Origin of the sequence: Mycobacterium canetti CIPT 140010059, assembly GCF_000253375.1 — a bacterium.
GTDB classification, from domain to species: Bacteria; Actinomycetota; Actinomycetes; order Mycobacteriales; family Mycobacteriaceae; genus Mycobacterium; species Mycobacterium tuberculosis.
Genome location: NC_015848.1, coordinates 3,408,411 through 3,434,453 on the forward strand (window position 1 = coordinate 3,408,411; position 26,043 = coordinate 3,434,453).

The window sequence follows — 26,043 nt, forward strand, 5'->3', positions numbered from 1 at the left end:
GCTCACGCGTGCCCGACCAGCTGGCGCGCCGCGCGCAGCCGCTGCATGCTGCGGTCACGACCGAGCAGCTCCAGCGATTCAAACAACGGCGGGCTGACGGTCGTGCCGGTGGCGGCCACCCGGATGGGGCTGAACGCCTTGCGGGGTTTGAGCGCCAAACCTTCGATCAAGGCGTCCTTAAGGGCCGCCTCGATCAGGGGTGCCGTCCAGTCCGTCACACCTGTCAGCGCGGCCAGGGCCGCGTCGAGCACCGCGGCCCCGTCTGGGCCTAGCTCCTTGGCCGCGGCCTTGGGATCGATCACATACTGATCGTCGTTGAAGAACTTCAACAGCTCCCACGCGTCACCGAGCACCACGATGCGGGTCTGCACCAACTCGGCGGCGGCGGCGAATGCCGCCTCATCCAACGCGATGTGATGGCCGTGGGTATCCAGATGGTCGCGCAGCCTGACCGTGAAGTCGCCCACGTCGAGCATCCGGATGTGCTCGGCGTTCAGCGCGTCGGCCTTCTTCTGGTCGAACCGGGCCGGGCTGGAGTTGACGTCGGCAACGTCGAACGCGGCCACCATCTCGTCGAGACCGAACAGGTCGTGGTCGTCGGCGATGGACCAGCCGAGCAACGCGAGGTAGTTCAGCAGGCCTTCGGGGATGAACCCGCGGTCGCGGTGGGCAAACAGGTTCGACTGCGGGTCGCGCTTCGAGAGCTTCTTGGTGCCCTCCCCCAAGACCGTTGGGAGGTGCGCGAATTTTGGAATCCGCTCAGCTACCCCGATCCGGATCAACGCCTGATGCAGCGCCAGCTGGCGCGGCGTCGACGGCAGCAGGTCCTCGCCACGCAACACATGGGTGATCTTCATCAGCGCGTCGTCGCACGGGTTGACCAAGGTGTATAACGGATCACCGCTGGCTCGGGTCAACGCGAAGTCGGGTACGGAGCCAGCCGCGAACGTCACGGGCCCGCGCACCAGGTCATTCCAAGCGAGGTCGTCATCGGGCATCCGCAGCCGCACCACCGGCTGGCGGCCCTCCGCCAGGTACGCCGCACGCTGCGCGTCGGTCAAGTGACGATCGAAATTGTCGTAACCCAGCTTGGGATTGCGCCCGGCCGCGACATGACGGGCCTCCACTTCCTCGGGTGTGGAGAAAGCGTGGTAGGCCTCGCCCGCGGCGAGCAGTCGGGCGAGCACGTCACGGTAGATTTCGGCGCGCTGCGACTGCCGGTACGGCCCGTACGGCCCACCCACCTCGGGCCCCTCATCCCAATCCAGGCCAAGCCAGCGCAGCGCGTCCAGCAGCGCCAGATAGCTTTCCTCGCTGTCGCGTTGGGCGTCGGTGTCCTCGATGCGGAACACGAAGGTGCCACCGGTGTGCCGGGCGTAGGCCCAGTTGAACAGCGCGGTGCGGACCAGACCGACGTGCGGAGTTCCGGTGGGTGAAGGGCAGAATCGGACCCGGACTGTTTCCGTGGCGGTCACGGCTTTCCTTTGCGGACTACGGGATTGGTGAGGGTGCCGATTCCCTCGATGGTGATCGAGACGGTGTCGCCGTCCTCGATGGGACCGACTCCCGCGGGTGTGCCGGTGAGGATGAGATCACCTGGCAGCAAGGTCATTATCGCCGAGATCCATTCCACGATGGCGCCGATGTCATGGATCATCAGCGAGGTGCGGGCGTGCTGTTTGACGTCGCCGTTGACGACGGTGCGCAGCTCGAGATCGGCCGGGTCAAAGGGAGCGAGGTCGGTGACGATCCACGGCCCGACCGGGCAGAAGGTGTCGTGCCCCTTGGCTCGCGTCCACTGGCCGTCGGATTGCTGCTGATCGCGGGCCGACACGTCATTGCCGATGGTGTAGCCGAGGATATTGTCGACGGCCTGGGCGGCCGGGACATCCTTGCACGCCCGGCCGATCACGATCGCCAGCTCACCCTCGAAGTGCACCGGTGATGCGTTGGCGGGCAATCGAATTGGCGTATTCGGACCGATGATCGCGGTGTTGGGCTTGAGGAATATCACCGGGTCTGCCGGCGGCCGGCCACCCATTTCGGCGATGTGATCGGCATAGTTCTTCCCGACACAGACCACCTTGCTCGCCAGTATCGGAGCCAGCAGGCGAACGTCGGCCAGCGGCCAGGAGCGTCCGGTGAAGGTCGGCGTACCGAACGGGTGCTCGGCGATCTCGCGGGCCGTCATCTCACTCGGCTCGCCCAGCTCGCCGTCGATGCTGGCAAAAGCGACACCGTCCGGGCTGGCGATTCGACCGATACGCATTTGGATGAGCTTAGCCGGGCCCTGCCGGGCGACGATTCGGGCCGGCACGGCCCGATGAGGAGCCCGGCAATCAGACCCTGCCGGGCGACGATTCGGGCCGGCACGGCCCGATGAGGAGCCCGGCAATCAGACCCTGCCGGGCGACGATTCGGGCCGGCACGGCCCGATGAGGAGCCCGGCAATCAGACCCTGCCGGGCGACGATTCGGGCCGGCACGGCCCGATGAGGAGCCCGGCAATCAGACCCTGCCGGGCGACGATTCGGGCCGGCACGGCCCGATGAGGAGCCCGGCAATCAGACCCTGCCGGGCGACGATTCGGGCCGGCACGGCCCGATGAGGAGCCCGGCAATCAGACCCTGCCGGGCGCTGCGGGCCCTCACCATCGGGCCCCGTGCCGGGTGACTGTGCCAGCATGGGTGGATGTCGCGAGATCCGACTGGGGTGGGTGCGCGCTGGGCGATCATGATCGTCTCGCTGGGGGTGACCGCAAGCTCGTTTCTCTTCATCAACGGTGTCGCGTTCTTGATCCCCCGGCTGGAAAATGCGCGCGGAACCCCGCTATCTCACGCGGGTCTGTTGGCGTCGATGCCCAGCTGGGGCCTGGTGGTCACGATGTTCGCCTGGGGCTATCTGCTCGATCACGTCGGCGAACGGATGGTGATGGCCGTGGGCTCGGCGCTGACCGCCGCGGCCGCCTACGCCGCGGCATCGGTTCATTCGCTGCTGTGGATCGGTGTCTTCCTGTTTCTCGGCGGCATGGCCGCCGGTGGTTGCAACAGCGCCGGCGGGCGGCTGGTCTCGGGTTGGTTCCCGCCCCAGCAACGCGGTCTGGCCATGGGAATCCGCCAGACCGCACAACCTTTGGGCATCGCCTCCGGCGCGTTGGTGATACCCGAACTGGCCGAACGCGGGGTGCACGCAGGGCTGATGTTTCCCGCCGTCGTGTGCACGTTGGCCGCGGTGGCCAGCGTGCTCGGTATCGTCGACCCACCGCGAAAATCCCGCACGAAAGCCTCCGAACAGGAGCTGGCCAGCCCTTATCGGGGATCGTCGATCCTGTGGCGGATACACGCGGCGTCGGCGTTGCTGATGATGCCGCAGACGGTGACCGTGACGTTCATGTTGGTCTGGCTGATCAACCACCACGGCTGGTCGGTCGCGCAGGCCGGTGTCTTGGTGACCATATCGCAGCTGCTGGGGGCGCTGGGCCGGGTCGCGGTCGGCCGCTGGTCGGACCATGTCGGGTCACGCATGCGTCCCGTCCGCCTGATCGCCGCTGCCGCCGCGGCGACGTTGTTTCTGCTCGCGGCGGTCGATAACGAGGGCTCGAGATATGACGTGCTGCTCATGATCGCCATCTCGGTGATCGCCGTTCTGGACAACGGGCTAGAAGCCACCGCGATCACCGAGTACGCCGGACCGTACTGGAGTGGCCGGGCGCTGGGCATCCAGAACACTACGCAGCGGCTGATGGCGGCCGCCGGACCCCCACTGTTCGGTAGTTTGATCACCACGGCGGCCTACCCGACGGCATGGGCCTTATGCGGTGTGTTCCCGCTGGCCGCGGTGCCGCTGGTGCCGGTTCGGCTGCTCCCACCCGGCTTGGAGACTAGAGCGCGGCGGCAATCCGTTCGCCGACATCGCTGGTGGCAAGCCGTTCGCTGCCACGCGTGGCCAAATGGGCCTCGACGGCCCGGTCCACCCGGGCAGCCGCGTCGTGTTCGCCAAGGTGGGACAGCAATAACGCCACCGACATGATCGCCGCCGTCGGGTCGGCGATGCCCTGACCGGCGATGTCCGGCGCGCTGCCATGCACCGGCTCGAACATCGACGGGTTGGCCCGGGTCGCGTCGATATTCCCACTGGCCGCCAAGCCGATACCGCCACATACCGCCGCGGCCAGATCGGTGATGATGTCGCCGAACAGGTTGTCGGTGACGATCACGTCGAAGCGACCCGGGTCGGTGATCATGTGGATGGTGGCGGCGTCGACGTGCTGGTAGGCCACCTCGACGTCCGGGTAGCATTCGCCGACCTCGTCGACGGTCCGCAACCACAATCCCCCGGCGAAGGTCAACACGTTGGTTTTGTGCACCAATGTCAGATGCTTGCGACGCCGTCGAGCCCGCTCGAACGCGTCGGCAACCACACGCCGCACACCGAACGCGGTGTTCACGCTGACTTCGGTGGCCACCTCGTTGGGCGTGCCGACGCGAATCGCCCCGCCGTTGCCGGCGTAGGGTCCCTCGGTGCCCTCGCGCACCACCACGAAGTCGATGCCGGGATTGCCGGACAGCGGGCTGGCCACCCCCGGATACAGCCGGGCCGGACGCAGGTTGATGTGGTGATCCAGCTCGAAGCGCAGTCGCAGCAACAGACCGCGCTCCAAGACGCCGCTTGGCACCGACGGGTCACCGATCGCCCCGAGCAGGATCGCGTCGTGGTTGCGCAGCTCGGCCACCACCGAGTCCGGCAGCACCTCGCCGGTGGCATGAAAGCGCCGCGCACCCAGGTCATAGCTGGTTTTCTGGACGCCCGGCACAACCGCGTCGAGCACTTTGACCGCCTCGGCGGTTACCTCGGGCCCGATCCCGTCACCGGCGATGATCGCGAGTTTCATCGGCGTGGAAGGGCTCACGACAGATCGACAACCTCGAGCTTGTAGGCGTCCACCGCCGCCGCGATCGCCGTCCGCACGTCGTCGGGCACGTCTTGGTCCAGCCGCAGCAGAATCGTCGCGCCCGGGCCTTCGGCGTCTTCGGAGAGCTGCGCGGCCTGGATATTCACCCCGGCCGTCCCCAGCAACGTGCCGATCTTGCCCAGCGCTCCCGGCCGGTCGACGTAGTGGATGATCAGGTTGATCCCCTGGGCGCGCAGATCAAAGTGGCGGCCGTTGATCTGCACGATCTTCTGCGACAGCTGTGGGCCATACAGCGTGCCCGAGACGGTCACCACCGAACCGTCCGCGCCGACCGCGCGAACGTCGACGACGCTGCGGTGGTTGGGGCTTTCCGAGGCCTTACAGATCTCGGCGGTGACGCCACGTTCGGCGGCCAATGCCGGTGCGTTGACAAATGTCACCGCATCCTCGATCACCGCCGAGAACAGGCCGCGCAGCGCCGAAAGGCGCAGCACCTCAACCTCTTCGGCGGCCAGCTCACCGCGCACCTGCACCGACAACGACACCGGCAGTTCGTCGGACAACACACCCGCCAGCACGCCGAGCTTACGCACCAGATCCAGCCAGGGCGCCACCTCCTCGTTGACCACTCCGCCGCCGACGTTGACCGCGTCGGGCACGAATTCCCCTGCCAGGGCCAGCCGCACGCTCTCGGCGACGTCGGTGCCCGCCCGGTCCTGCGCCTCCGCGGTGGACGCACCCAGATGCGGTGTGACCACCACCTGTGCCAGCTCGAACAGCGGGCTGTCGGTGCACGGTTCGGTGGCGAACACGTCCAGACCGGCCGCCCGCACGTGGCCGCCGGTGATCGCGTCGGCCAGTGCCGCCTCGTCCACCAGGCCGCCGCGCGCGGCGTTGACGATGATGACGCCCGGCTTGGTCTTCGCCAGCGCCTCCTTGTCGATCAGTCCCGCCGTCTCCGGTGTTTTCGGTAGGTGCACCGAGATGAAATCGGCGCGGGCCAGCAGGTCGTCCAGGGACAGCAGTTCGATGCCCAGCTGCGCCGCGCGGGCCGGCGAAACGTACGGGTCATAGGCGACGACGTAAGCGCCGAACGCAGCGATCCGCTGGGCGACCAACTGCCCGATGCGGCCCAGACCCACCACGCCGACGGTTTTGCCGAAGATCTCGGTACCGGAAAACGACGAACGCTTCCAGGTGTGCTCGCGCAGCGACGCGTCGGCCGCCGGAATCTGGCGTGAGGCGGCCAGCAGCAGCGCCAGCGCATGCTCCGCGGCGCTGTGGATGTTCGACGTCGGGGCGTTGACCACCAGCACGCCGCGGGCCGTCGCGGCGTCCACGTCGACGTTGTCCAGCCCGACGCCGGCGCGCGCGACGATCTTGAGCTTGGGGGCGGCGGCCAGCACCTCGGCGTCAACCGTGGTGGCCGATCGCACCAGCAGCGCGTCCGCTTCGGGCACCGCGGCCAGCAGCTTGTCTCGGTCCGGACCGTCAACCCAGCGCACCTCGACCTGATCTCCCAAGGCGGCAACCGTTGATGGGGCAAGTTTGTCGGCGATCAACACAACAGGCAGGCTCACGCCGATAGCGTATCGGCTGTAATTGACGAGTGGACGTCACCGTCGTCGGCAGCGGACCCAACGGGCTCGCCACGGCCGTCATCTGCGCCCGCGCGGGCCTGAACGTGCAGGTCGTCGAGGCCCAGGCGACCTTCGGCGGCGGCGCCCGCAGCGCGGCCGACTTCGAATTTCCCGAAGTTTTACACGACGTGTGCTCCGCGGTGCATCCGCTTGCTTTGGCGTCGCCGTTTTTCGCCGAATTCGACCTACCCGCGCGCGGAGTGACGCTGACCGTGCCCGACATCGCCTACGCCAACCCGCTACCCGGGCGGCCCGCGGCGATCGCCTATCACGATCTGGCGCACACCTGCGCCAAGCTGGACGACGGCGCGTCCTGGCGGCGCCTGCTGGGCCCGTTGGTGGCGCACTCGGAGACGGTCGTGGAGTTCATGCTCTCCGACAAGCGGTCTTTGCCTACTGCACTGGGCCCGGTCCTGCGTCTCGGGCTGCGGATGCTGGCCCAGGGCACCCCTGCCTGGCGGTCGCTGGCGGGCGAGGATGCCCGCGCGTTGTTCACCGGCGTTGCCGCCCACGCGATTTCACCGTTGCCGTCACTGGTGTCGGCCGGCGCCGGACTGATGCTGGCAACGCTGGCCCATTCGGTCGGCTGGCCGATTCCGGTGGGCGGCACCCAGGCGATAGCCGACGCGCTGATCGCCGATCTACGCGCGCATGGTGGTCGGCTCGCGGCCGGTGTCGAGATCACCGAACCGCAAAGCGGTGTGGTCGTCTTCGACACCGCACCCACCGCCCTGCTGCGGGTTTACCGCGACAAGCTTCCACATCGGTATGCCAAAGCATTGCGCCGCTATCGATTTCGCGCTGGCATCGCCAAGGTGGACTTCGTGCTCAGCGACGAGATCCCGTGGTCGGATCCGCGGCTGCGGCGGGCTGCGACCCTGCATCTCGGCGGCACCCGTGACCAGATGGCGCGCGCCGAGGCAGACGTCGCGGCGGGACGCCACGCCGACTGGCCGATGGTGCTGGCCGCGTGTCCGCACGTCGCCGACCCCGGCCGCATCGACGAAACCGGCCGCCGTCCGTTCTGGACCTATGCCCACGTGCCGTCGGGGTCCACGCTCGACGCGACCGAGACCGTAACCAGCGTCCTCGAGCGGTTCGCCCCCGGCTTCCGTGACATCGTGGTGGCGGCCCGCGCCGTGCCCGCCGCGCGGATGGCCGACCACAACGCCAACTACGTCGGCGGTGACATCACGGTCGGCGCCAACTCGACCTGGCGCGCGATCGCCGGCCCCACCCCGCGGTTGAATCCCTGGCGCACACCGATTCCCAAGGTGTACCTGTGTTCTGCGGCGACTCCGCCCGGCGCCGGCGTGCACGGCATGTGCGGCTGGTATGCCGCTCGAACGCTGTTGCGCACCGAGTTCGGCATCACCCGCATGCCCCCTTTGGGCCATGAGCTGAGGCCATAACGAAGCTTGCGATCATCGACTATTCGGAGGCGCGCCAGGCGGCAGCGGCGACAACCGGAACGTCGGCACGGTGCTCAATCACGGGTGCACGGTGTGCATCAGAATGGCGGGGGTTCGTTGTCGCGGTGAGGCGTTCGGCGAGGAGGTAGTGTCTACCCCTTGCCCGCGGGTTCGTGCGAACTGAAGGGATTTCATTGGGAACCCACGGCTGCGTATCGCAGGGCCTCGGTGACGTCTGCTTCCTCAAGCTCAGGAAGTTCGGCGAGAATCTCGGTGGATGTCATTTGGTCCGCGACCATCGCGACCACAGTCGCCACTGGGATGCGCAAGCCCCGGATGCATGGCATGCCTCCCATCACGTCGGGGTCGATGGTGACGCGGGTGACTCGCATGTCTATAAGGCTAGCCGGTGACAGCACGCTGGGGCGGTTCTCCACCAGCCGTCTTGGCTTAAGCTCAGCCAAGAGCAAGCCGGAGGGAGATTTCGGCACCGCTTGCGGCGCGGTTTCGGGCGGTGATGCTGGCGTGGTTGCGTTGGCTGAGGGTGTCGACGATGGCCAGTCCAAGCCCGGTGCCGCCGGTGGTGCGCGCGGTGTCGGTGGTTTCCGCGAGAGCCGAGCGGATTGCGGCGAGCAGTTCGGGGATGCTTCGTGGACGCCGCAGGGCGAGTTCGAGTTCGGTGGTCAGGAGGCTAAGGGGGGTGCGAAGTTCGTGGCCCGCATCGCTGACGAATTGACGTTCTCGCTCGAGCGCGTCTTGCAGCCGCTGCAGAAGGTAGTTGAATCTTGTTCCAAGATACCGGATTTCGTCTCGAGCCAGTGGCAATGGCAGACGGGCATGTGGGTCGGTGGCGCTGATGCCCGCGGCGCGGATGCGCATGCGTTCCACGGGTCGAAGAGCCGCGGCGGCCAGCAGATACGCGCCCAGGGCGGCGATGAGGACGTCTGGCCGTGCCCGGATCGGTGCGATCGAGCTTCATCGTGGTTTCATATTCACCCGATAGACCATGGCTAACCGAACTGCCATCCACGCCGTGGATGCAACGGATGGAGGGAACGCGCATGGCGGGCGCCAAACATGCTGGGAGAATCGTCGCGATCACCACCGCGGCGGCGGTGATACTGGCGGCGTGCAGTTCGGGCTCCAAGGGTGGAGCGGGCAGCGGCCACGCCGGCAAAGCTCGTTCGGCGGTGACCACCACCGATACCGACTGGAAGCCGGTGGCCGACGCGCTGGGACGTAGCGGCAAGCTCGGAGACAACAACACCGCGTATCGGATCAACCTGCCGCGCAATGACCTTCACATCACGTCCTACGGTGTGGACATCAAACCGGGGCTGTCGTTGGGCGGGTACGCGGCATTCGCCCGATACGACAACAACGAAACGCTGCTGATGGGCGACCTCGTGATCACCGAGGAGGAGTTGCCCAAGGTCACCGATGCGTTGCAGGCGCATGGTATCGCCCAGACCGCACTGCACAAGCATCTGCTGCAGCAAGACCCGCCGGTGTGGTGGACCCACATTCACGGCATGGGTGATGCCGCCCGACTGGCCCAAGGACTCAAGGCGGCGTTGGATGCCACAACGATCGGCCCGCCTACCCCACCGCCGGCACGGCAACCACCGGTCGACATCGACGTCGCCGGCGTCGACCAGGCGTTGGGCCGCAAGGGAACCCAAGATGGTGGGCTGTTGAAGTACAGCATCCCCCGCAAAGACACCATCATCGAGGACGGGCACGTGCTGCCCGCAGTGTCGCTGAACCTGACGACGGTGATCAATTTTCAGCCGGTGGGCCGCGGTCGCGCAGCGATCAACGGCGATTTCATCCTGATCGCCCCCGAGGTTCAGGAGGTCATCCGGGCAATGCGTGCCGGCAACATCACGATCGTGGAACTGCACAACCATGGGCTGACCGAAGAGCCCCGCCTGTTCTACATGCATTACTGGGCCGTCGACGACGCGGTCACCCTGGCGCGGGCGCTGCGCCCGGCGATGGATGCCACCAACCTGCAGTCGTCATAATCCCGATGCAACCGCATAAGGGCTGGTGTGGCTGATGCATCCTGATGGCGGTGCGTGGTTTCCTGCTCGAACGGGTCAGCGTGGTGCGCGACGAGGCGACGGTGCTGCGGCAGGTCAGCGCGCATTTTCCCGCTGGCCGCTGCAGTGCGGTGCGGGGCGCCAGTGGATCGGGAAAGACCACGCTGCTGCGGTTGCTGAACCGGCTCATCGATCCGACGTCCGGAAAAGTCTGGCTTGACGGTGTGCCGCTCACCGATCTGGATGTGCTCGTGTTACGTCGGCGGGTCGGCCTGGTTGCGCAGGCTCCCGTGGTGCTTACCGATGCGGTGCTCAATGAGGTTCGCGTCGGACGCCCGGACCTGCCAGAAGGTCGAGTGACCGAGCTGCTGGCGCGGCTGTGTCTCGGCCAGTCCGCACGCGAAGCGTTCTTGCCGCACCAACGATCCGCCTTGCGCACTGCGCTGATACCCGCGATCGACTCCACGAAAGTCGTTGGGCTGATTAGCCTTCCGGGTGCGATGTCCGGACTTATCCTGGCCGGGGTCGACCCGCTGACCGCGATCCGCTACCAAATCGTGGTGATGTACCTGCTGCTCGCCGCCACCGCGGTGGCAGCGCTGACCTGTGCACGCCTGGCTGAACGTGCCTTATTCGACCGCGCGCACCGGCTCGTTTCGCTGCCCGCGGCGACTCGTCGGGCATGAGTTCGCGACTCGATCACAGCCAATCGCCGCTGTGGCATGTGGCCGTTGTCAGTCGTTATCCACGGTCTCCGTGCCCAGGAAGCGAAAGCCCTGATCCAGGTGCACTTCCACCTGAGTACCATCGGGTTTGGTGACGAGCACCCTCATCGCTTCATCCCTTCTTGTCGTCGTCGTGGTTACGAAGGCGACGCTAACGGCGCCAGATGAAGCCCCGATGAAGGCAGCGACGCCGGTGACACAACGGGGCGGACCTGCCCCGTGGCACACGGCGGTTGCCGGTCACGATCACTGCAGTGTCGAGACGGCCTAGGAGCTAGGCCGTCTCGGTGATCGGGCGGTCCACCCAGCTCATCAGGTCGCGGAGTTTCTTGCCGACGACCTCGATGGGGTGCTCGGCGTTTTGCCGGCGCAACTCTTCGAGCTGTTTGTTGCCGCCCTCGACGTCGGCGACCAGCTTGTGGACAAAGCTACCGTCCTGGATCTCCCGCAGGATGTCGCGCATCCGCTCCTTGGTGCCGGCATCGATGACGCGCGGGCCTGAGAGGTAGCCGCCGAATTCCGCGGTGTCCGACACCGAGTAGTACATCCGCGCCAGGCCACCCTCGTACATCAAGTCGACGATCAGCTTCAGCTCGTGCAGCACCTCGAAGTAGGCCAATTCCGCGGGGTAGCCGGCTTCGACCATGACCTCGAACCCGGCCTTGACCAATTCCTCGGTGCCGCCGCACAACACCGTTTGCTCACCGAACAGGTCGGTTTCGGTCTCGTCTTTGAACGTCGTCTTGATGACGCCGGCCCGGGTGCCGCCGATCGCTTTGGCATACGACAGCGCCAGCGCCAAGCCGTCGCCTCGCGGATCCTGCTCTACCGCAACCAAACACGGCACACCCTTGCCGTCGACGAACTGGCGGCGCACCAAATGACCCGGTCCCTTCGGGGCGACCATCGCGACGGCGACGTCGGCGGGCGGCTTGATCAAGCCGAAGTGAACGTTGAGTCCGTGACCGAAGAACAGCGCGTCACCGGGCTTGAGGTTGGGTTCGATGTCTCCTGCGAAGATCTCGGCCTGGGCGGTGTCGGGGGCCAACACCATGACCACATCGGCCCATTTGGCGACCTCGGCGGGAGTGTCGACGTCCAGGCCCTGCTCTTCTACCTTGGGCCGCGACCGCGAACCCTGCTTCAGCCCGACGCGCACCTGCACACCCGAGTCGCGCAGGCTTAGCGAGTGCGCGTGCCCCTGGCTGCCGTAGCCGATCACACCAACCTTGCGGCCCTGAATGATCGACAGGTCTGCGTCGTCGTCGTAGAACATCTCTAGTGCCACCGCTGAATCTCTCCTTACCTGCTAGCTACTTGGCGGTGCCGATGCCGCGCGGACCGCGGGACAGCGACACCATTCCGGATTGGGCGATTTCGCGAATACCGAACGGCTCCAACACCCGCAGCAGGGCCTCTAACTTGCCGCGGTTACCGGTGGCCTCGACGGTCAATGACTCCGGGGATACGTCAATCACGTTGGCGCGAAACAGATTCACCGCTTCGATCACTTGGCTGCGGCTGCCGGCGTCGGCTTGGACCTTGATGAGCGCCAATTCCCGTGACACCGAGTGCTCGTCGTCCTGCTCGACAATCTTGATGACGTTGATCAGCTTGTTGAGCTGCTTGGTGATCTGCTCGAGCGGAGTGTCCTCGGCGGAGACCACGATGGTCATCCGTGACCTGTCCTTGCACTCGGTGGCACCCACCGCCAACGACTCGATGTTGAAACCGCGCCGGGAGAACAGCGCCGCCACCCGCGCCAGCACGCCGGGCTTGTCTTCGACCAACACCGACAACGTGTGCGTCTTCGGGCTCATCAGGCGTGGCCTTCGGTGATGTCGTCGAACAGGGGGCGAATGCCGCGGGCGGCCTGGATCTCGTCATTGCTGGTGCCCGCGGCCACCATCGGCCACACTTGCGCGTCGGCACCGACGATGAAGTCGATCACCACCGGGCAGTCGTTGATCGCCCGCGCCTGGTTGATGACGTCGACGACGTCCTCTTCCCGCTCGCACCGCAACCCCACACACCCCAAGGCCTCGGCCAGTTTCACGAAGTCGGGGATGCGGTGCGAATGAGTGGCCAGGTCGGTCTGCGAGTACCGCTCGGCATAGAACAGGCTCTGCCACTGCCGCACCATGCCCAGGTTGCCGTTGTTGATCAGCGCCACCTTGACCGGTATGCCCTCGACCGCGCAGGTGGCCAGCTCCTGGTTGGTCATCTGGAAGCAACCGTCGCCGTCGATCGCCCAGACCTCGGTGCCGGGGAGGGCGATCTTGGCGCCCATGGCCGCCGGGATGGCAAACCCCATGGTGCCCAGACCGCCGGAGTTCAGCCAGCTGCGCGGCTTTTCGTATCTGATGAACTGCGCGGCCCACATCTGGTGCTGGCCGACGCCGGCGACGTAGACGGCGTCCGGCCCGGCGATCTCGCCGAGCTTTTCGATCACGTATTCCGGGCTCAGGCTGCCGTCGCTCTGCGGCCCATAGCTCAGCGGATAGGTCTTGCGCACGCCGTTCAGGTATGCCCACCAGTCGGCCATCTCGATGGTGCCGGGAATGTGGTGGTGGCGCAGCATCGCGATCAGTTCGGTGATGACGGCCTTGACGTCACCGACGATGGGCACGTCGGCGTGGCGGTTCTTGCCGATCTCGGCCGGGTCGATGTCGGCGTGGATGACCTTGGCTTCCGGCGCGAACGAGTCGAGCTTGCCGGTCACCCGGTCGTCGAAGCGGGTACCCAGCGCGATCAGCAGGTCGCTGCGCTGCAGCGCCGCCACGGCGGCCACCGTGCCGTGCATGCCGGGCATGCCGAGGTTTTGCCGGTGGCTGTCGGGAAACGCGCCGCGGGCCATCAGCGTGGTGACCACCGGGATGCCGGTCAGCTCGGCCAGCTCCCGGAGCTGCTCGGTGGCCTCACCGCGGATGACGCCGCCGCCGACATACAGCACCGGCTTGCGCGCGGCCGCGATCAGCTTGGCGGCCTCGCGGACCTGCCGGCTGTGCGGTTTGGTGTTGGGCTTGTAGCCGGGCAGCTCCATCCGCGGCGGCCAGCTGAACGTGCACTGGCCCTGCAGCACGTCCTTGGGGATGTCGACCAGCACCGCGCCCGGACGGCCGGAGGCCGCGATGTGGAAGGCCTCGGCCAGCACCCGCGGAATGTCGTCACCGGAGCGGACCAGAAAGTTGTGCTTGGTGATCGGCATCGTGATGCCCGAGATGTCGGCCTCCTGGAAGGCGTCGGTGCCGATCAGCCCCCGCCCGACCTGACCGGTGATAGCGACCACCGGGATCGAGTCCATCTGCGCGTCGGCCAGCGGGGTCACCAGGTTGGTCGCTCCGGGACCCGACGTTGCCATGCACACGCCCACCCGGCCGGTGACGTGCGCGTAGCCGCTGGCGGCATGCCCGGCGCCCTGTTCGTGGCGGACCAGCACGTGGCGCAGCTTTTTCGAGTCGAACAGCGGGTCATACACCGGCAGCACCGCACCGCCCGGAATCCCGAAAATGACGTCGACGCCGAGTTCCTCCAGGGACCAGATGACCGCCTGTGCACCGGTAAGCTGCTGCGGTGCAACATGTTTCGGACGAGCCGCCGGGTGCTTTGGCTCATTCGCCGCGCTGTGTGGCTCTGGCTTGAATGTCGGTGAGTGTGGCTTGGTTGGTGCGCTCACTGTTGTGTGATCCTCTATTGCTCTGGAAGTCTCGTTGGTGGACAAGAAAAAACCCTCGCCAGCTCAGCTGCTGCACGAGGGTCGCGTTGGTGCTCGCTTGGGCTAGTCAGGCACCAACGCGCCGACCAATTACTACGAGCATCCCGGGCTTTCCGGCCTTGTCCATAGTGTCCGACGGTAGCCTTCACACAGCTCAGCAGTCAAATCCGCGGTGTCAGTCTTGATCCGCGAGCGTGACGGCACTGCGAAATCCCATGCGAATTTTCGCGGTGGCGTTACGCTCGCGAACTCGACGCCCACCAAGCGGTGAGATGATGCTGGGGTGGCCACCACATCGCCGGTCGTGATCAAGGTGTCGCCGATGGCGCACTTCGCCGTGGGATTCCTGACCCTGGGTCTGCTGGTGCCGGTACTGATCTGGCCGGTGAGCGCCCCGCTGTTAGTCATTCCGGTGGCGTTGTCGGCATCGATCAGTCGGCTCCGCACGCTCGCCGACGAGCGGGGCGTGACCGTGCGGACGCTGGTCGGCAGCCGCGCGGTGCGCTGGGACGACATCGACGGGCTGCGGTTCCACCGCGGGTCCTGGGCGCGCGCAACGCTCAAGGACGGTACCGAGCTGCGATTGCCCGCGGTGACCTTTGCGACGCTGCCGCAACTGACCGAAGCCAGCTCAGGACGGGTCCCCAACCCGTACCGATGACAGCGTTCAGGCCAGCGGATTTACCCCGTTGAGCAGCACCCATACGGCAATACCCGCCGCGATGCCACCCAACAGCGCTACAAACGATCCGATAAATGGCCGATGAGCCCAGCCGCGGGCCGCGTCCAGACCGTAGCGGCCGGGACCACTCAAGATAACGGCGACCGCCATCACGACCAGGGTGATCTGGTATTCATGCCCGTCCTGCAGGAAGTACGCGACGGGCCGCGAATGCTGTGCCGAGATGCCGGCGAGCAGGCCGTTGATCAAGAAGGCCAGCGCGCCCGCGGCCGCCAGCGGAGTAAACAAACCCAACACCAGCAGCACTCCGGCGACGATCTCGCCGCCAGCGCTCACATAAGCGAGGATCTCGGCGTGCTGGTAACCAATGTCGGACAGCGAGTTCTGGAATCCGGCCAGACCCTGGCCGTCCCACCAGCCGAACAATTTCTGCAGCCCATGGGCGATAAGGACCGCGCCCAGACCGACCCGCAATATCAGCAGCCCGAGATTCTGGGTGCCGCGCCGACCTGCGGCGCGTACCCGCTCGTCGTCGTCCATGTCGATTCCGGCAGATCCCGCCGGTACCTGCCGGCCCGGCTGCGGCTGGACGTAGGGCAACGGCTCCGCAGCTTCGATCAGGCTGTACCCGGAGTTGCCGACACCAGAGCTAGCGGCATCATAGGGCGGGATAACGGTGGTGGTTCCACTGCCAAAGTCCCCGGCATATCTGGCCGGCGTCAGGTCATCCTCGGGGTCGACCAGGCTTGCCGAGACAGGCCGTCCAGGCATTGGCCCAGGCGAATCATCCGGCCGCTGCCAATGTGAGTCATTCGAACTGGTCACTCGTGTCAGGGTAAGGCCATTTAGTGCCGAATTGGGGATTTGAGCGGCGCTTTCGCCAGACAATCCGCACATTGACCCTGACCAGCCCACCAAAAGGCCCCAATTGGGCCGCCATGCCGACAGTGCGCACCCCGGCAGGTGGCGGCGATGCCCACAATGTCCGTAGCCTGTCGGTCATGTGGACAATGCGGTTGGTTCGATCCGGACTCGCCGCGCTGTGCGCGGCAGTGCTGGTATCGAGCGGCTGCGCACGGTTCAACGACGCTCAATCTCAGCCGTTCACCACCGAACCGGAGCTGCGGCCCCAACCCAGCTCGACACCTCCCCCCCCGCCGCCGCTGCCGCCGGTTCCCTTTCCCAAGGAATGTCCGGCGCCGGGCGTGATGCAAGGCTGCCTTGAGAGCACCAGCGGCTTGATCATGGGCATCGACAGCAAGACCGCACTGGTCGCCGAGCGCATCACCGGTGCCGTCGAGGAGATCTCTATCAGCGCCGAGCCGAAGGTAAAGACGGTCATCCCCGTGGATCCTGCCGGTGACGGTGGCTTGATGGACATTGTGCTGTCGCCCACCTACTCGCAAGACCGGCTGATGTACGCCTACATCAGCACGCCCACCGACAACCGGGTGGTGCGAGTGGCCGACGGCGACATCCCCAAGGACATCCTGACCGGCATCCCCAAAGGTGCTGCCGGTAACACCGGGGCGCTGATCTTCACCAGTCCCACAACGCTGGTCGTGATGACCGGGGATGCTGGCGACCCGGCGTTGGCCGCCGATCCCCAATCGTTGGCCGGTAAGGTCCTGCGTATCGAACAGCCCACCACCATCGGCCAGACGCCGCCGACGACGGCGCTGTCTGGCATCGGCTCCGGCGGCGGCTTGTGCATCGATCCGGTCGACGGCTCGCTATATGTCGCCGACCGCACGCCAACGGCGGACCGATTGCAGCGCATCACCAAGAACTCGGAGGTCTCTACGGTATGGACCTGGCCGGACAAGCCCGGCGTGGCCGGGTGTGCCGCGATGGACGGCACCGTGCTGGTCAACCTGATTAATACCAAACTGACGGTGGCGGTCCGGCTCGCGCCGTCGACCGGTGCGGTCACCGGAGAACCCGACGTTGTCCGCAAAGACACTCATGCGCATGCGTGGGCATTACGGATGTCGCCGGACGGCAACGTCTGGGGAGCCACCGTCAACAAGACCGCCGGCGACGCCGAGAAGCTCGACGATGTGGTGTTCCCGCTGTTCCCGCAGGGTGGCGGCTTCCCGCGCAACAACGACGACAAGACCTGACCCGGTTAGGGCACGTCGAGCGTGAACCTTACGACGCCGTATCGGCGTGTCTCGTCGCCCCGTTCACGCTCGTAGAACCGGGGTGAGGCTTCCTTGCCAGGGTCGATGTCGTCGACATCAAAGTCGAGGTCGGAGAGGTAGAGCAGATCTTCCGAGCACTCCGGAGCCCACACGCTCACGGGCTCCAACAGGTAAGCCACATAATCCCCGACATCGCTGCGACTGGCCGTCCTACCGATGAACCAGGCGGCCGCGTCGTCGAGAATCGGCATTCCACAGGGGCCAGCGCGCCACGAGCAACGGGCGAACTTGTTGACCTCCTCCTCCGTTTGGCTGCCGAACAGTTCGGCGAGCACATGCTGCCGCCGCGAAAGCACGTGCACGGCGAGGTGCTCGGATCGGCTCGCCACCTCGGAGGTGCCGGTGCTCCTCGGCAGGCCGACCATAAAACTCGGGGGCTGCATGCTCGTTTGGGTAGCGAAGCTGACCAGACAACCCGCGGGGTGACCATCGGCCTGGGTTGTCACCACAAACACCGGGTGGTCCAGCATCCCCATCAACTCGTCGAACGACTCATCGATCACATCACCATCATGAATCCGCGCAACGTCTTCTGACACTCTTTCCGAGCGTTCAGTCGGCGAATCGCCGCTACCGCCATCACGTCGACCGGTGAGGCCGCCGTCACGGCCCCAAATCGGCGACGATCTGGGCACGGAATCTAAACCTGATTGGGTCCCGGCCAGCCTCGCTGGCGTGGGAAGTCACCACGGTCGCGCCGCGGCTTCTCAACCCGGCCGACACGCGCTCCCGATGCTCACTGTCGTCGCTGTCATAGGCATACTCGAATGTGGATTACTGCTACACATGCCTGACAACGATTTGTGGTACTGCGGGCCATGGACACTATGGGTGATGGCCGGTAGGGGTGTTGCGTCGGGCGCGGGAGTGTGGCGAGGTGATCGCGTTGCGACGCCCCTTGCGGTGGCGATTACCGCAGCCGGATTGGTATCAGGGGCCCGGATAGGACCCGGTGCGGCTGCGAAACGCGACCCGCAGCTCGCACAGTGGAACGAGATTCGCAGTCACTACCAAGAGATCGCCGAGTGGATCGACCACGACACAGCAACCGCACACCCCGCTGTTGCCGCAACGCAGATCAGTGCCGCTGGCTCTTTCGGCCGCGCCAATATGGTCGACTACCTGGGGCTCCTGGATTCCAGGGCCGACGAAACGGTCCGACGCGGCGAATTTTCGCGGTGGCTGTCGGCCAAACCCGACTACTTGGTCACCACCGAGCAATCTGTCGACGCCGCCACGATAGCCCTTCCTGAATTCCGCCATGCGTACGACCGCGCGGCCACCATCGGGACACTCAACGTGTATCGTCGCAACTCCCCTGACGGTGATGAACCGCTACCCGCGGACGGCAACTAACCCTGCCCGCAGGCCTCTAGAACGAGTTCGCGCACTCGGGCCGCATCGGCCTGTCCGCGAGTCGCCTTCATCACCGCACCGACAATCGCACCGGCCGCGGCCACCTTGCCGCCGCGAATCTTTTCCGCCACATCAGGATTGGCGGCCAGAGCCTCGTCGACGGCGGCCTGGGTCAACGAGTCGTCGCGGACCAACGCCAACCCTCTCGCAGTCATCACCTGTTCGGGCTCACCTTCACCGGCCAGCACACCCTCCACGACTTGGCGGGCCAAGCTGTTGGACAGCTTGCCCTCATCGACCAATGCCACCACGGCTGCGACCTGGGCAGGAGTGATGGCCAGTTCGTCCAGCCCGATGCCGGCCTCGTTGGCCTTTTGCGCCAGGAAGTTTCCCCACCAGGCGCGCGCCGCCTCGCTGGACGCGCCGTGCTCGACGGTGGCAGCAACCAATTCGACGGCGCCGGCGTTGACCAGATCGCGCATCACCTCGTCGGAAACACCCCACTCCTGCTGAATCCTCCTGCGGCTCAACCACGGCAATTCGGGGATCGTCTGGCGTAGTCGCTCGACCAGCTCGCGACTGGGCGCGACAGGCTCCAAATCCGGCTCCGGGAAGTACCGATAGTCCTCGGCAGTCTCCTTGGTGCGGCCCGCGCTGGTGTAACCGGCCTCGTGAAAGTGTCTGGTTTCCTGGGTGATCCGACCACCAGACGCCAAAATAGCGCCCTGGCGCTGCATTTCGTAGCGGACGGCGACTTCGACGCTCTTCAGCGAGTTGACGTTCTTGGTCTCGGTCCGGGTGCCGAATTCGGTCGTCCCGGCCGGCTTCAGCGACACGTTGGCGTCACAGCGCATCGAACCCTGGTCCATCCGGACATCAGATACATCTAATGCGCGCAGCAGATCCCGCAACGCCGTCACATAGGACCGGGCGATCTGCGGCGCCCGGGCACCGGCGCCCACGATGGGTTTGGTGACGATCTCGATGAGCGGCACGCCGGCACGGTTGTAGTCGATCAGCGAACCGGTGGCACCGTGGATCCGGCCCGTCTCGCTGCCGATGTGGGTGAGCTTGCCGGTGTCTTCTTCCATGTGAGCTCGCTCAATCTCCACCCGCCAAGTGGTGCCGTCTTCCAAAGGCGCGTCCAGGTAGCCGTTGATGGCGATCGGCTCGTCGTACTGTGAGATCTGGTAGTTCTTGGGCATGTCAGGGTAGAAGTAGTTCTTCCGGGCGAAGCGACACCAGGGTACGATCTCGCAGTTCAGCGCCAGCCCGATGCGGATCGCCGACTCCACGGCGGCCCGGTTGAGCACCGGCAGCGAACCGGGCAGGCCCAGGCATACCGGACACACCTGGGTGTTTGGCTCGCCGCCGAATGTGGTGGTGCAGCCACAGAACATCTTGGTCGCAGTGGACAGCTCGACGTGCACCTCGAGGCCGAGTACCGGCTGGAAGCGCGCGACGACCTCGTCGTAATCGAGCAGTTCAGCCCCTGCGGCCTTGGCTGCCCCGGCAGCAACAGTCATAGCCGCGATCCTAGTTTGAGCACCCGACGTCAACCGAAGAAGGCGGCGGCGTCGTCGTAGCGGCTCTGCGGCACCAGTTTGAGTTGGCGAACCGCATCCGCCAGCGGAACCCGACCGATGTCCTGGCCGCGCAACGTCACCATCTGGCCGTACTCGCCCGCATGGGCGGCGTCGGCGGCGTTCACCCCGAATCGGGTGGCCAGCACTCGGTCGTAGGCGGTCGGCGTACCACCCCGCTGGATGTGGCCCAACACCGTCACCCGGACATCCTTGTTGATGCGCTTCTCGACCTCGACCGCCAGCTGCGCCGCTACACCTGTGAAACGCTCGTGCCCGAACTCGTCGAGACCACCCTCGCGCAGCATGATCGTCCCCGGAGCCGGTTTGGCGCCTTCGGCGACCACGCAGATGAAGTGCGAGTCCCCCCGCTGGAAACGGCCTTTGACCAGTCGGCACACCTCTTCGATGTCGAACGGCTGCTCAGGAATCAGGGTCATGTGAGCACCGGAGGCCAGCCCGGCGTTCAGCGCGATCCATCCGGCGTGGCGGCCCATCACCTCTACCAGCATCACCCGCTCGTGGGATTCGGCGGTGCTGTGCAGCCGGTCGATGGCCTCGGTGGCCACGGTCAACGCGGTGTCATGGCCGAAGGTCACATCGGTGCAGTCGATGTCGTTGTCGATCGTCTTTGGCACCCCGACCACCGGCACATTCTCTTCGGAGAGCCAACTCGCGGCGGTCAGCGTACCCTCACCGCCGATCGGGATCAGGACGTCGATCCCGTTGTCGTCCAAGGTCTGCATGATTTGGGGCAGCCCCGCCCGCAGTTTGTCGGGGTGCACCCGGGCCGTGCCCAGCATCGTGCCGCCCTTGGCCAGCAGCCGGTCATTGCGGTCGTCGTTGTGCAGTTGAACACGGCGGTTCTCCAGCAGCCCGCGAAAGCCGTTCTGAAATCCGACCACCGACGAGCCGTATCGGGCGTGGCAGGTACGCACCACCGCACGGATGACGGCGTTAAGGCCGGGACAGTCGCCGCCTCCGGTAAGAACTCCAATCCGCATACCCTCATCTTGCCTCGCGGCCGCCGACCTGGCGCGAGCAGACACAGAATCGCACGGGCGAGGGGCGCCGGATGCGAGTCTGTGTCTGCTCGCCGCTAAATGGCGCTCAGTAGCGGGCCGCGGGCGGCCTCATAAGCCGCCCCCACCCGGTAGAGCCGGTCGTCGGCCAATGCCGGCGCCATGATCTGCAGGCCAACCGGCAACCCGTCGTCCGGGGAGAGCCCCGACGGCACAGACATGCCGCAGTGGCCGGCCAAGTTCAGCGGCAGCGTGCACAGGTCGAACAAGTACATCGCCAGCGGATCGTCCACCTTCTCACCCAGCCGGAACGCGGTGGTCGGGGTCGTGGGCGACACCAGCACGTCGACGGACCGATACGCCGCGTCGAGATCCCGGGCGATCAGCGTGCGCACCTTCTGCGCCTGGTTGTAATAGGCGTCGTAATAGCCGGCCGACAACGCGTAGGTGCCGATCATGATGCGCCGCTTGACCTCGGGCCCGAAACCGGCGGCCCGGGTCATCGCCATCACCTCCTCGGCGCTGCGGGTGCCGTCGTCGCCGACCCGCAGCCCGTAGCGCATCGCGTCGAAGCGCGCCAGATTGCTCGACACCTCCGAGGGCAGAATCAGGTAATAGGCGGCCAGGGCATGGTCGAAGTGCGGGCAGTCGACCTCGCTGACCTCAGCGCCCAGCGCGGTTAGCTGCTCCACGGCAGCCTCGAAGGAGGCCAGCACGCCCGGCTGGTAGCCCTCGCCGCCGTGCAGCTGTCGAACCACGCCGACCCGCACGCCACGCAGATCCCCGACCGCGCCGGCCCTAGCGGCGCCCACCACGTCGGCCACCTCGGCGTCGACCGACGTGGAGTCGCGCGGGTCGTGGCCGGCGATCACCTGATGCAACAGCGCGGTGTCCAAGACGGTGCGCGCACACGGGCCGCCCTGATCCAGCGAGGACGCGCAGGCCACCAGCCCATAGCGCGACACCGTGCCGTAGGTGGGTTTGACGCCGACGGTCGCGGTCAGCGCGGCCGGCTGGCGGATCGACCCCCCGGTGTCGGATCCGATGGCCAACGGCGCCTGGAACGCGGCCAGCGCCGCCGCGCTGCCGCCACCGGAACCGCCGGGTACCCGGTCGAGATTCCACGGGTTGCGGGTGGGACCGTAAGCGGAGTTCTCCGTCGACGAGCCCATCGCGAACTCGTCCATGTTGGTCTTGCCCAGGATCGGAATCCCCGCGGCGCGCAACCGCGCGGTCAGCGTGGCGTCGTAGGGAGATCGCCAGCCCTCCAGGATTTTTGACCCGCAGGTGGTGGGCATGTCGCTGGTGGTGAAGACGTCCTTGAGCGCCAGCGGCACCCCGGCCAGCGCCGACGGCAAGGGTTCTCCAGCGGCCACCTGCTTGTCGACGGCGGCCGCCGCCGCCAGCGCCTCATCGGCCGCCACATGCAGGAAGGCGTGGTACGTCTCGTCGGTCGCCTCGATCTGATCCAGGCAGGCCCGGGTGATCTCGGCCGACGACACCTCCTTGATGGCGATCTTGGCGGCCAGCGTCGCGGCGTCGGATCGGATGATGTCCGTCACTGTTCATCCCCCAGGATCTGCGGGACGGCGAAGCGGCCGTCGACGGCATCGGGCGCCTGGTCGAGCACCTGACGCTGGGTCAGGCACGGCACGGTCTCGTCCGGGCGGGTGACGTTGACGTCCTTGAGCGGATTGTCGGTGGCCTGCACACCGGTGACGTCGACGGCCTGGATCTGGCTGACGTGGGTCAGGATGGCGTCGAGTTGGCCGGCGAAACTGTCCAGCTCGGTTTCGGTCAATGCCAGCCGGGCAAGCCTGGCGAGGTGGGCAACCTCGTCGCGGGAGATCTGGGACACGACCGCAAAGCCTAATGGGTGGCCGGACGGCCGACGCCGGCTGCCGAAACGCCGTGGATACATCGTTGTGCCACAGTGTTGGCCGTGCGTTCGTATCTATTGCGTATCGAGCTGGCCGACCGGCCGGGCAGCCTTGGGTCGCTGGCGGTCGCGCTCGGCTCGGTGGGCGCCGACATCCTCTCGCTCGACGTGGTCGAGCGCGGCAACGGCTATGCGATCGACGACCTGGTGGTCGAACTGCCCCCGGGCGCGATGCCCGACACGCTGATCACTGCTGCCGAGGCGCTGAACGGCGTCCGGGTAGACAGCGTCCGCCCGCACACCGGCCTGTTGGAAGCCCACCGCGAGCTGGAACTGCTCGATCATGTGGCCGCGGCTGAGGGCGCGACCGCACGGCTCCAGGTTCTGGTCAACGAGGCCCCCCGGGTGCTCCGGGTGAGCTGGTGCACGGTGTTGCGCAGTTCCGGCGGGGAGCTGCACCGTCTGGCCGGCAGCCCAGGTGCGCCGGAGACCCGGGCCAATTCGGCGCCCTGGCTGCCGATCGAGCGGGCCGCGGCGCTGGACGGCGGCGCCGACTGGGTGCCGCAAGCCTGGCGCGATATGGATACCACCATGGTCGCGGCTCCATTGGGTGACACGCACACCGCTGTGGTGCTGGGCAGGCCAGGCCCGGAATTTCGCCCGTCGGAGGTGGCGCGGTTGGGTTATCTAGCCGGCATCGTGGCGACGATGCTGCGCTGAGCGGTTCGTTGGCAACCAAGGTTCGCCGAGCGTAACGCCACTGCGAAAAACCGCGCGGAGATTCGCAGTGCCGTTACGTTCGTGACGCGGGTCCGTCGGCCAGCAGTCTCCGGAACCCATCCTCGTCCAGAATCGGCACCCCCAACTCCACCGCCTTGTCGTATTTGGATCCCGGCGAGTCGCCGGCGACGACATAGTTGGTCTTCTTCGACACCGAGCCGGCGGCCTTGCCGCCGCGGGCCACGATCGCCTCCTTGGCGTCGTCGCGGGAGAAACCGGTCAGCGAGCCGGTGACCACGATGGTCAGCCCGGCCAGCGTGCGTGGCACACTCTCGTCACGCTCGTCGACCATTCGCACCCCGGCGGCCCGCCACTTGTCGACGATCTCGCGGTGCCAGTCGACGTCGAACCACTCGGTGACCGCGGCGGCAATGGTCGGCCCCACCCCCTCGACCGCAGCCAGCTGGTCGGTGGACGCTGCGGCGATGGCGTCAAGGCTGCCGAACTCGGTGGCCAGGGCGCGGGCCGCCGTCGGCCCGACATGGCGGATGGACAACGCCACCAGCACCCGCCACAGCGGTGCCGCCTTGGCCTTATCGAGGTTGGCCAGCAGCCGTTTGCCGTTGGCCGACAATTCGCCCGCCTTGGTGCGGAACAGGTCGGTGCGCAGCAAGTCCTGCTCGGTCAGCGCGAACAAGTCGCCCTCGTCGGCGATCACCTTCGCCTGCAAGAGCGCCACACCCGCCTCGTAACCGAGCACCTCGATGTCTAGGCCGTTGCGGCTGGCGACGTGGAAAACCCGCTCCCGCAGTTGCCCCGGGCAGCCGCGGGCGTTGGGGCAACGGATGTCGGCGTCGCCTTCCTTCTCCGGCGCCAACGGCGAACCGCACTCCGGGCAGGTGGTGGGCATGATGAATTCGCGTTCGGAGCCATCGCGCAGTTCGACGACGGGTCCCAGCACCTCGGGGATCACGTCGCCGGCCTTGCGGATCACCACGGTGTCGCCGATCAGCACGCCCTTGCGCTTGATCTCCGAGGCGTTGTGCAGGGTGGCCTGTCCCACCGTCGACCCGGCCACCTTCACCGGCGTCATGAACGCAAACGGCGTGATCCGCCCGGTGCGGCCGACGTTCACCCGGATGTCGAGCAGCTTGGTCTGCGCTTCCTCGGGCGGGTACTTGTAGGCGATGGCCCAGCGCGGCGCCCGCGACGTGGAACCCAGCCTGCGCTGCAACGCCACCTCGTCGACTTTGACCACCACGCCGTCGATTTCGTGGTCCACCTCGTGGCGGTGCTCGCCCCAGTAGTCGATGCGCTCGCGCACACCGGCCAGGTCGGTTGCCAGGGTGGTGTGTTCGGAAACCGGCAGTCCCCATGCCCGCAACGCCAGGTATGCCTGATGCAGGGTGGCCGGGCGAAAGCCCTCCACGTGGCCCAGCCCGTGGCAGATCATCCGCAGCCGGCGGCGCGCGGTGACCGCCGGGTCTTTCTGGCGCAGCGATCCCGCCGCGCTGTTGCGGGGGTTGGCGAACGGCGCCTTGCCCTCCTCGACGAGGCTGGCGTTGAGCGCCTGGAAGTCGTCCAGCCGGAAGAAGACCTCGCCGCGGACCTCGAGGACCTCGGGCACCGGGTAGTCGTCGCCGGGGGTGAGCCGTTCGGGAACGTCGGCGATGGTCCGGGCGTTCAGGGTGACGTCCTCGCCGGTGCGCCCGTCGCCGCGGGTGGAGGCCCGGGTCAGCCGTCCCTCGCGGTAGACCAAAGACAGCGCGACGCCGTCGATCTTGAGCTCACACAGGTAATGTGCGGCGTCTCCGACCTCGGCATGGATGCGGCCGGCCCAGGCGGCGAGTTCGTCGGCGGTGAACGCGTTGTCGAGGCTGAGCATTCGTTCGAGATGGTCGACGGGCTCGAAATCCGTGGCGAAGCCGGCACCGCCGACCAGCTGGGTCGGCGAATCGGGCGTGCGCAGCTCGGGATGCTGCTCCTCGAGGGCTTCCAGACGGCGCAGCAGCTCGTCGAATTCCGCGTCGCTGATGATCGGCGCGTCCCGCACGTAATAACGGAACTGGTGCTCACGCACCTCCTCGGCCAGTGCCTGCCACTGCCGCAACACCTCGGGAGCGGTCTGATCGGCGTCTGGGGAGCTCAC

General features: G+C 66.6%; 23 protein-coding genes and 1 pseudogene. 8 read left to right on the forward strand and 16 right to left on the reverse strand.

The genetic code is table 11. The features are described 5' to 3' along the window. Nucleotides 1-2: 2 nt before the first annotated feature. Nucleotides 3-1,475 (reverse strand): glutamate--tRNA ligase, encoded by a 1,473-nt coding sequence (gene gltX, locus MCAN_RS15860; RefSeq protein ID WP_014001516.1) that lies wholly within the window; start codon nucleotides 1,473-1,475, stop codon nucleotides 3-5. Then, nucleotides 1,472-2,269 (reverse strand): fumarylacetoacetate hydrolase family protein, encoded by a 798-nt coding sequence (locus MCAN_RS15865; protein WP_003415138.1) that lies wholly within the window; start codon nucleotides 2,267-2,269, stop codon nucleotides 1,472-1,474. The genes gltX and MCAN_RS15865 overlap by 4 nt, the downstream gene beginning before the upstream one ends. A 463-nt stretch (nucleotides 2,270-2,732) precedes the next feature. On the opposite strand from MCAN_RS15865, the pseudogene MCAN_RS15870 reads away from it, so the two are divergent. After that, nucleotides 2,733-3,746: pseudogene (locus MCAN_RS15870) on the forward strand (MFS transporter); the annotation flags it as partial. A 133-nt stretch (nucleotides 3,747-3,879) separates the two neighbouring features. On the opposite strand, the gene MCAN_RS21815 reads toward MCAN_RS15870, so the two are convergent. Together MCAN_RS21815 and serA are read right to left on the reverse strand one after the other, a co-directional pair. After that, on the reverse strand, nucleotides 3,880-4,890 hold the full coding sequence (locus MCAN_RS21815; RefSeq protein ID WP_014001517.1) for a 3-isopropylmalate dehydrogenase: 1,011 nt from the start codon (nucleotides 4,888-4,890) through the stop codon (nucleotides 3,880-3,882). Between the two features lie 14 nt (nucleotides 4,891-4,904). Then, nucleotides 4,905-6,491, reverse strand: coding sequence for a phosphoglycerate dehydrogenase (serA, locus tag MCAN_RS15880; RefSeq protein WP_003899578.1), 1,587 nt, complete (start codon nucleotides 6,489-6,491; stop codon nucleotides 4,905-4,907). Between the two features lie 29 nt (nucleotides 6,492-6,520). Here serA and MCAN_RS15885 point away from each other — a divergent pair, with 29 nt between their 5' ends. After that, nucleotides 6,521-7,963, forward strand: coding sequence for a phytoene desaturase family protein (locus MCAN_RS15885; protein ID WP_014001518.1), 1,443 nt, complete (start codon nucleotides 6,521-6,523; stop codon nucleotides 7,961-7,963). A gap of 191 nt (nucleotides 7,964-8,154) precedes the next feature. Here MCAN_RS15885 and MCAN_RS15890 read toward each other — a convergent pair whose 3' ends face one another. Then, nucleotides 8,155-8,355, reverse strand: a complete 201-nt coding sequence (locus tag MCAN_RS15890; RefSeq protein ID WP_003900610.1) for a DUF433 domain-containing protein — start codon at nucleotides 8,353-8,355, stop codon at nucleotides 8,155-8,157. Between the two features lie 64 nt (nucleotides 8,356-8,419). Then, on the reverse strand, nucleotides 8,420-8,842 hold the full coding sequence (locus MCAN_RS23990; protein ID WP_158520117.1) for a histidine kinase dimerization/phospho-acceptor domain-containing protein: 423 nt from the start codon (nucleotides 8,840-8,842) through the stop codon (nucleotides 8,420-8,422). 182 nt (nucleotides 8,843-9,024) lie between these two features. On the opposite strand from MCAN_RS23990, the gene MCAN_RS15900 reads away from it, so the two are divergent. Continuing rightward, the gene (locus MCAN_RS15900; protein WP_014001521.1) at nucleotides 9,025-9,990 is read left to right on the forward strand and encodes a DUF1259 domain-containing protein; all 966 of its coding nucleotides are present in this window, start codon (nucleotides 9,025-9,027) and stop codon (nucleotides 9,988-9,990) included. Nucleotides 9,991-10,034: 44 nt separating this feature from the next. Further along, nucleotides 10,035-10,694, forward strand: a complete 660-nt coding sequence (locus tag MCAN_RS15905) for an ABC transporter permease (protein ID WP_014001522.1) — start codon at nucleotides 10,035-10,037, stop codon at nucleotides 10,692-10,694. A 313-nt stretch (nucleotides 10,695-11,007) separates the two neighbouring features. Here the strand turns inward: MCAN_RS15905 and ilvC are convergent, their stop codons facing one another. From ilvC to MCAN_RS15920, 3 genes are read right to left on the reverse strand one after another with little or no spacing between them, the layout of a single operon-like run. Next, nucleotides 11,008-12,009, reverse strand: coding sequence for a ketol-acid reductoisomerase (gene ilvC, locus MCAN_RS15910; RefSeq protein ID WP_003899581.1), 1,002 nt, complete (start codon nucleotides 12,007-12,009; stop codon nucleotides 11,008-11,010). 37 nt (nucleotides 12,010-12,046) lie between these two features. Further along, nucleotides 12,047-12,553 carry an acetolactate synthase small subunit gene (gene ilvN / locus MCAN_RS15915; RefSeq protein ID WP_003415167.1) on the reverse strand — a complete coding sequence of 169 codons (507 nt, stop codon included), beginning with the start codon at nucleotides 12,551-12,553 and terminating at the stop codon, nucleotides 12,047-12,049. Further along, entirely contained in the window at nucleotides 12,553-14,409 is a 1,857-nt protein-coding gene (locus MCAN_RS15920) for an acetolactate synthase large subunit (RefSeq protein WP_014001523.1), read from the reverse strand. The genes ilvN and MCAN_RS15920 overlap by 1 nt, the downstream gene beginning before the upstream one ends. A gap of 322 nt (nucleotides 14,410-14,731) precedes the next feature. Between MCAN_RS15920 and MCAN_RS15925 the strand changes: the two genes are divergently transcribed. Beyond that, on the forward strand, nucleotides 14,732-15,109 hold the full coding sequence (locus MCAN_RS15925; RefSeq protein WP_178125314.1) for a PH domain-containing protein: 378 nt from the start codon (nucleotides 14,732-14,734) through the stop codon (nucleotides 15,107-15,109). A 6-nt stretch (nucleotides 15,110-15,115) separates the two neighbouring features. On the opposite strand, the gene MCAN_RS15930 is transcribed toward MCAN_RS15925, so the two are convergent. Further along, entirely contained in the window at nucleotides 15,116-15,955 is an 840-nt protein-coding gene (locus tag MCAN_RS15930) for a DoxX family protein (protein WP_014001525.1), read from the reverse strand. Nucleotides 15,956-16,131: 176 nt separating this feature from the next. Here MCAN_RS15930 and MCAN_RS15935 point away from each other — a divergent pair, with 176 nt between their 5' ends. Next, nucleotides 16,132-17,253, forward strand: coding sequence for a PQQ-dependent sugar dehydrogenase (locus MCAN_RS15935; protein ID WP_014001526.1), 1,122 nt, complete (start codon nucleotides 16,132-16,134; stop codon nucleotides 17,251-17,253). Nucleotides 17,254-17,258: 5 nt separating this feature from the next. On the opposite strand, the gene MCAN_RS15940 is transcribed toward MCAN_RS15935, so the two are convergent. Further along, nucleotides 17,259-17,873 carry a flavin reductase family protein gene (locus MCAN_RS15940; RefSeq protein ID WP_014001527.1) on the reverse strand — a complete coding sequence of 205 codons (615 nt, stop codon included), beginning with the start codon at nucleotides 17,871-17,873 and terminating at the stop codon, nucleotides 17,259-17,261. A 193-nt stretch (nucleotides 17,874-18,066) separates the two neighbouring features. Here MCAN_RS15940 and MCAN_RS15945 point away from each other — a divergent pair, with 193 nt between their 5' ends. Next, nucleotides 18,067-18,690, forward strand: coding sequence for an MgtC/SapB family protein (locus MCAN_RS15945; protein ID WP_014001528.1), 624 nt, complete (start codon nucleotides 18,067-18,069; stop codon nucleotides 18,688-18,690). On the opposite strand, the gene gatB is transcribed toward MCAN_RS15945, so the two are convergent. The 4 genes from gatB to gatC form a co-directional block, all read right to left on the reverse strand. After that, nucleotides 18,687-20,216, reverse strand: a complete 1,530-nt coding sequence (gatB, locus tag MCAN_RS15950) for an Asp-tRNA(Asn)/Glu-tRNA(Gln) amidotransferase subunit GatB (RefSeq protein ID WP_014001529.1) — start codon at nucleotides 20,214-20,216, stop codon at nucleotides 18,687-18,689. The genes MCAN_RS15945 and gatB overlap by 4 nt on opposite strands. 29 nt (nucleotides 20,217-20,245) lie before the next feature. Further along, complete coding sequence (locus tag MCAN_RS15955) at nucleotides 20,246-21,277, reverse strand: ATP-dependent 6-phosphofructokinase (RefSeq protein WP_014001530.1); 1,032 nt, start codon at nucleotides 21,275-21,277, stop codon at nucleotides 20,246-20,248. A gap of 95 nt (nucleotides 21,278-21,372) precedes the next feature. After that, nucleotides 21,373-22,857 (reverse strand): Asp-tRNA(Asn)/Glu-tRNA(Gln) amidotransferase subunit GatA, encoded by a 1,485-nt coding sequence (gene gatA, locus MCAN_RS15960; RefSeq protein ID WP_014001531.1) that lies wholly within the window; start codon nucleotides 22,855-22,857, stop codon nucleotides 21,373-21,375. Next, nucleotides 22,854-23,153 (reverse strand): Asp-tRNA(Asn)/Glu-tRNA(Gln) amidotransferase subunit GatC, encoded by a 300-nt coding sequence (gene gatC, locus MCAN_RS15965; RefSeq protein WP_003415256.1) that lies wholly within the window; start codon nucleotides 23,151-23,153, stop codon nucleotides 22,854-22,856. The genes gatA and gatC overlap by 4 nt, the downstream gene beginning before the upstream one ends. A gap of 84 nt (nucleotides 23,154-23,237) precedes the next feature. Here gatC and MCAN_RS15970 point away from each other — a divergent pair, with 84 nt between their 5' ends. Then, the gene (locus MCAN_RS15970; protein WP_003901515.1) at nucleotides 23,238-23,894 is read left to right on the forward strand and encodes an ACT domain-containing protein; all 657 of its coding nucleotides are present in this window, start codon (nucleotides 23,238-23,240) and stop codon (nucleotides 23,892-23,894) included. A gap of 73 nt (nucleotides 23,895-23,967) precedes the next feature. Here the strand turns inward: MCAN_RS15970 and ligA are convergent, their stop codons facing one another. Beyond that, nucleotides 23,968-26,043, reverse strand: a complete 2,076-nt coding sequence (gene ligA, locus MCAN_RS15975) for an NAD-dependent DNA ligase LigA (RefSeq protein WP_014001532.1) — start codon at nucleotides 26,041-26,043, stop codon at nucleotides 23,968-23,970.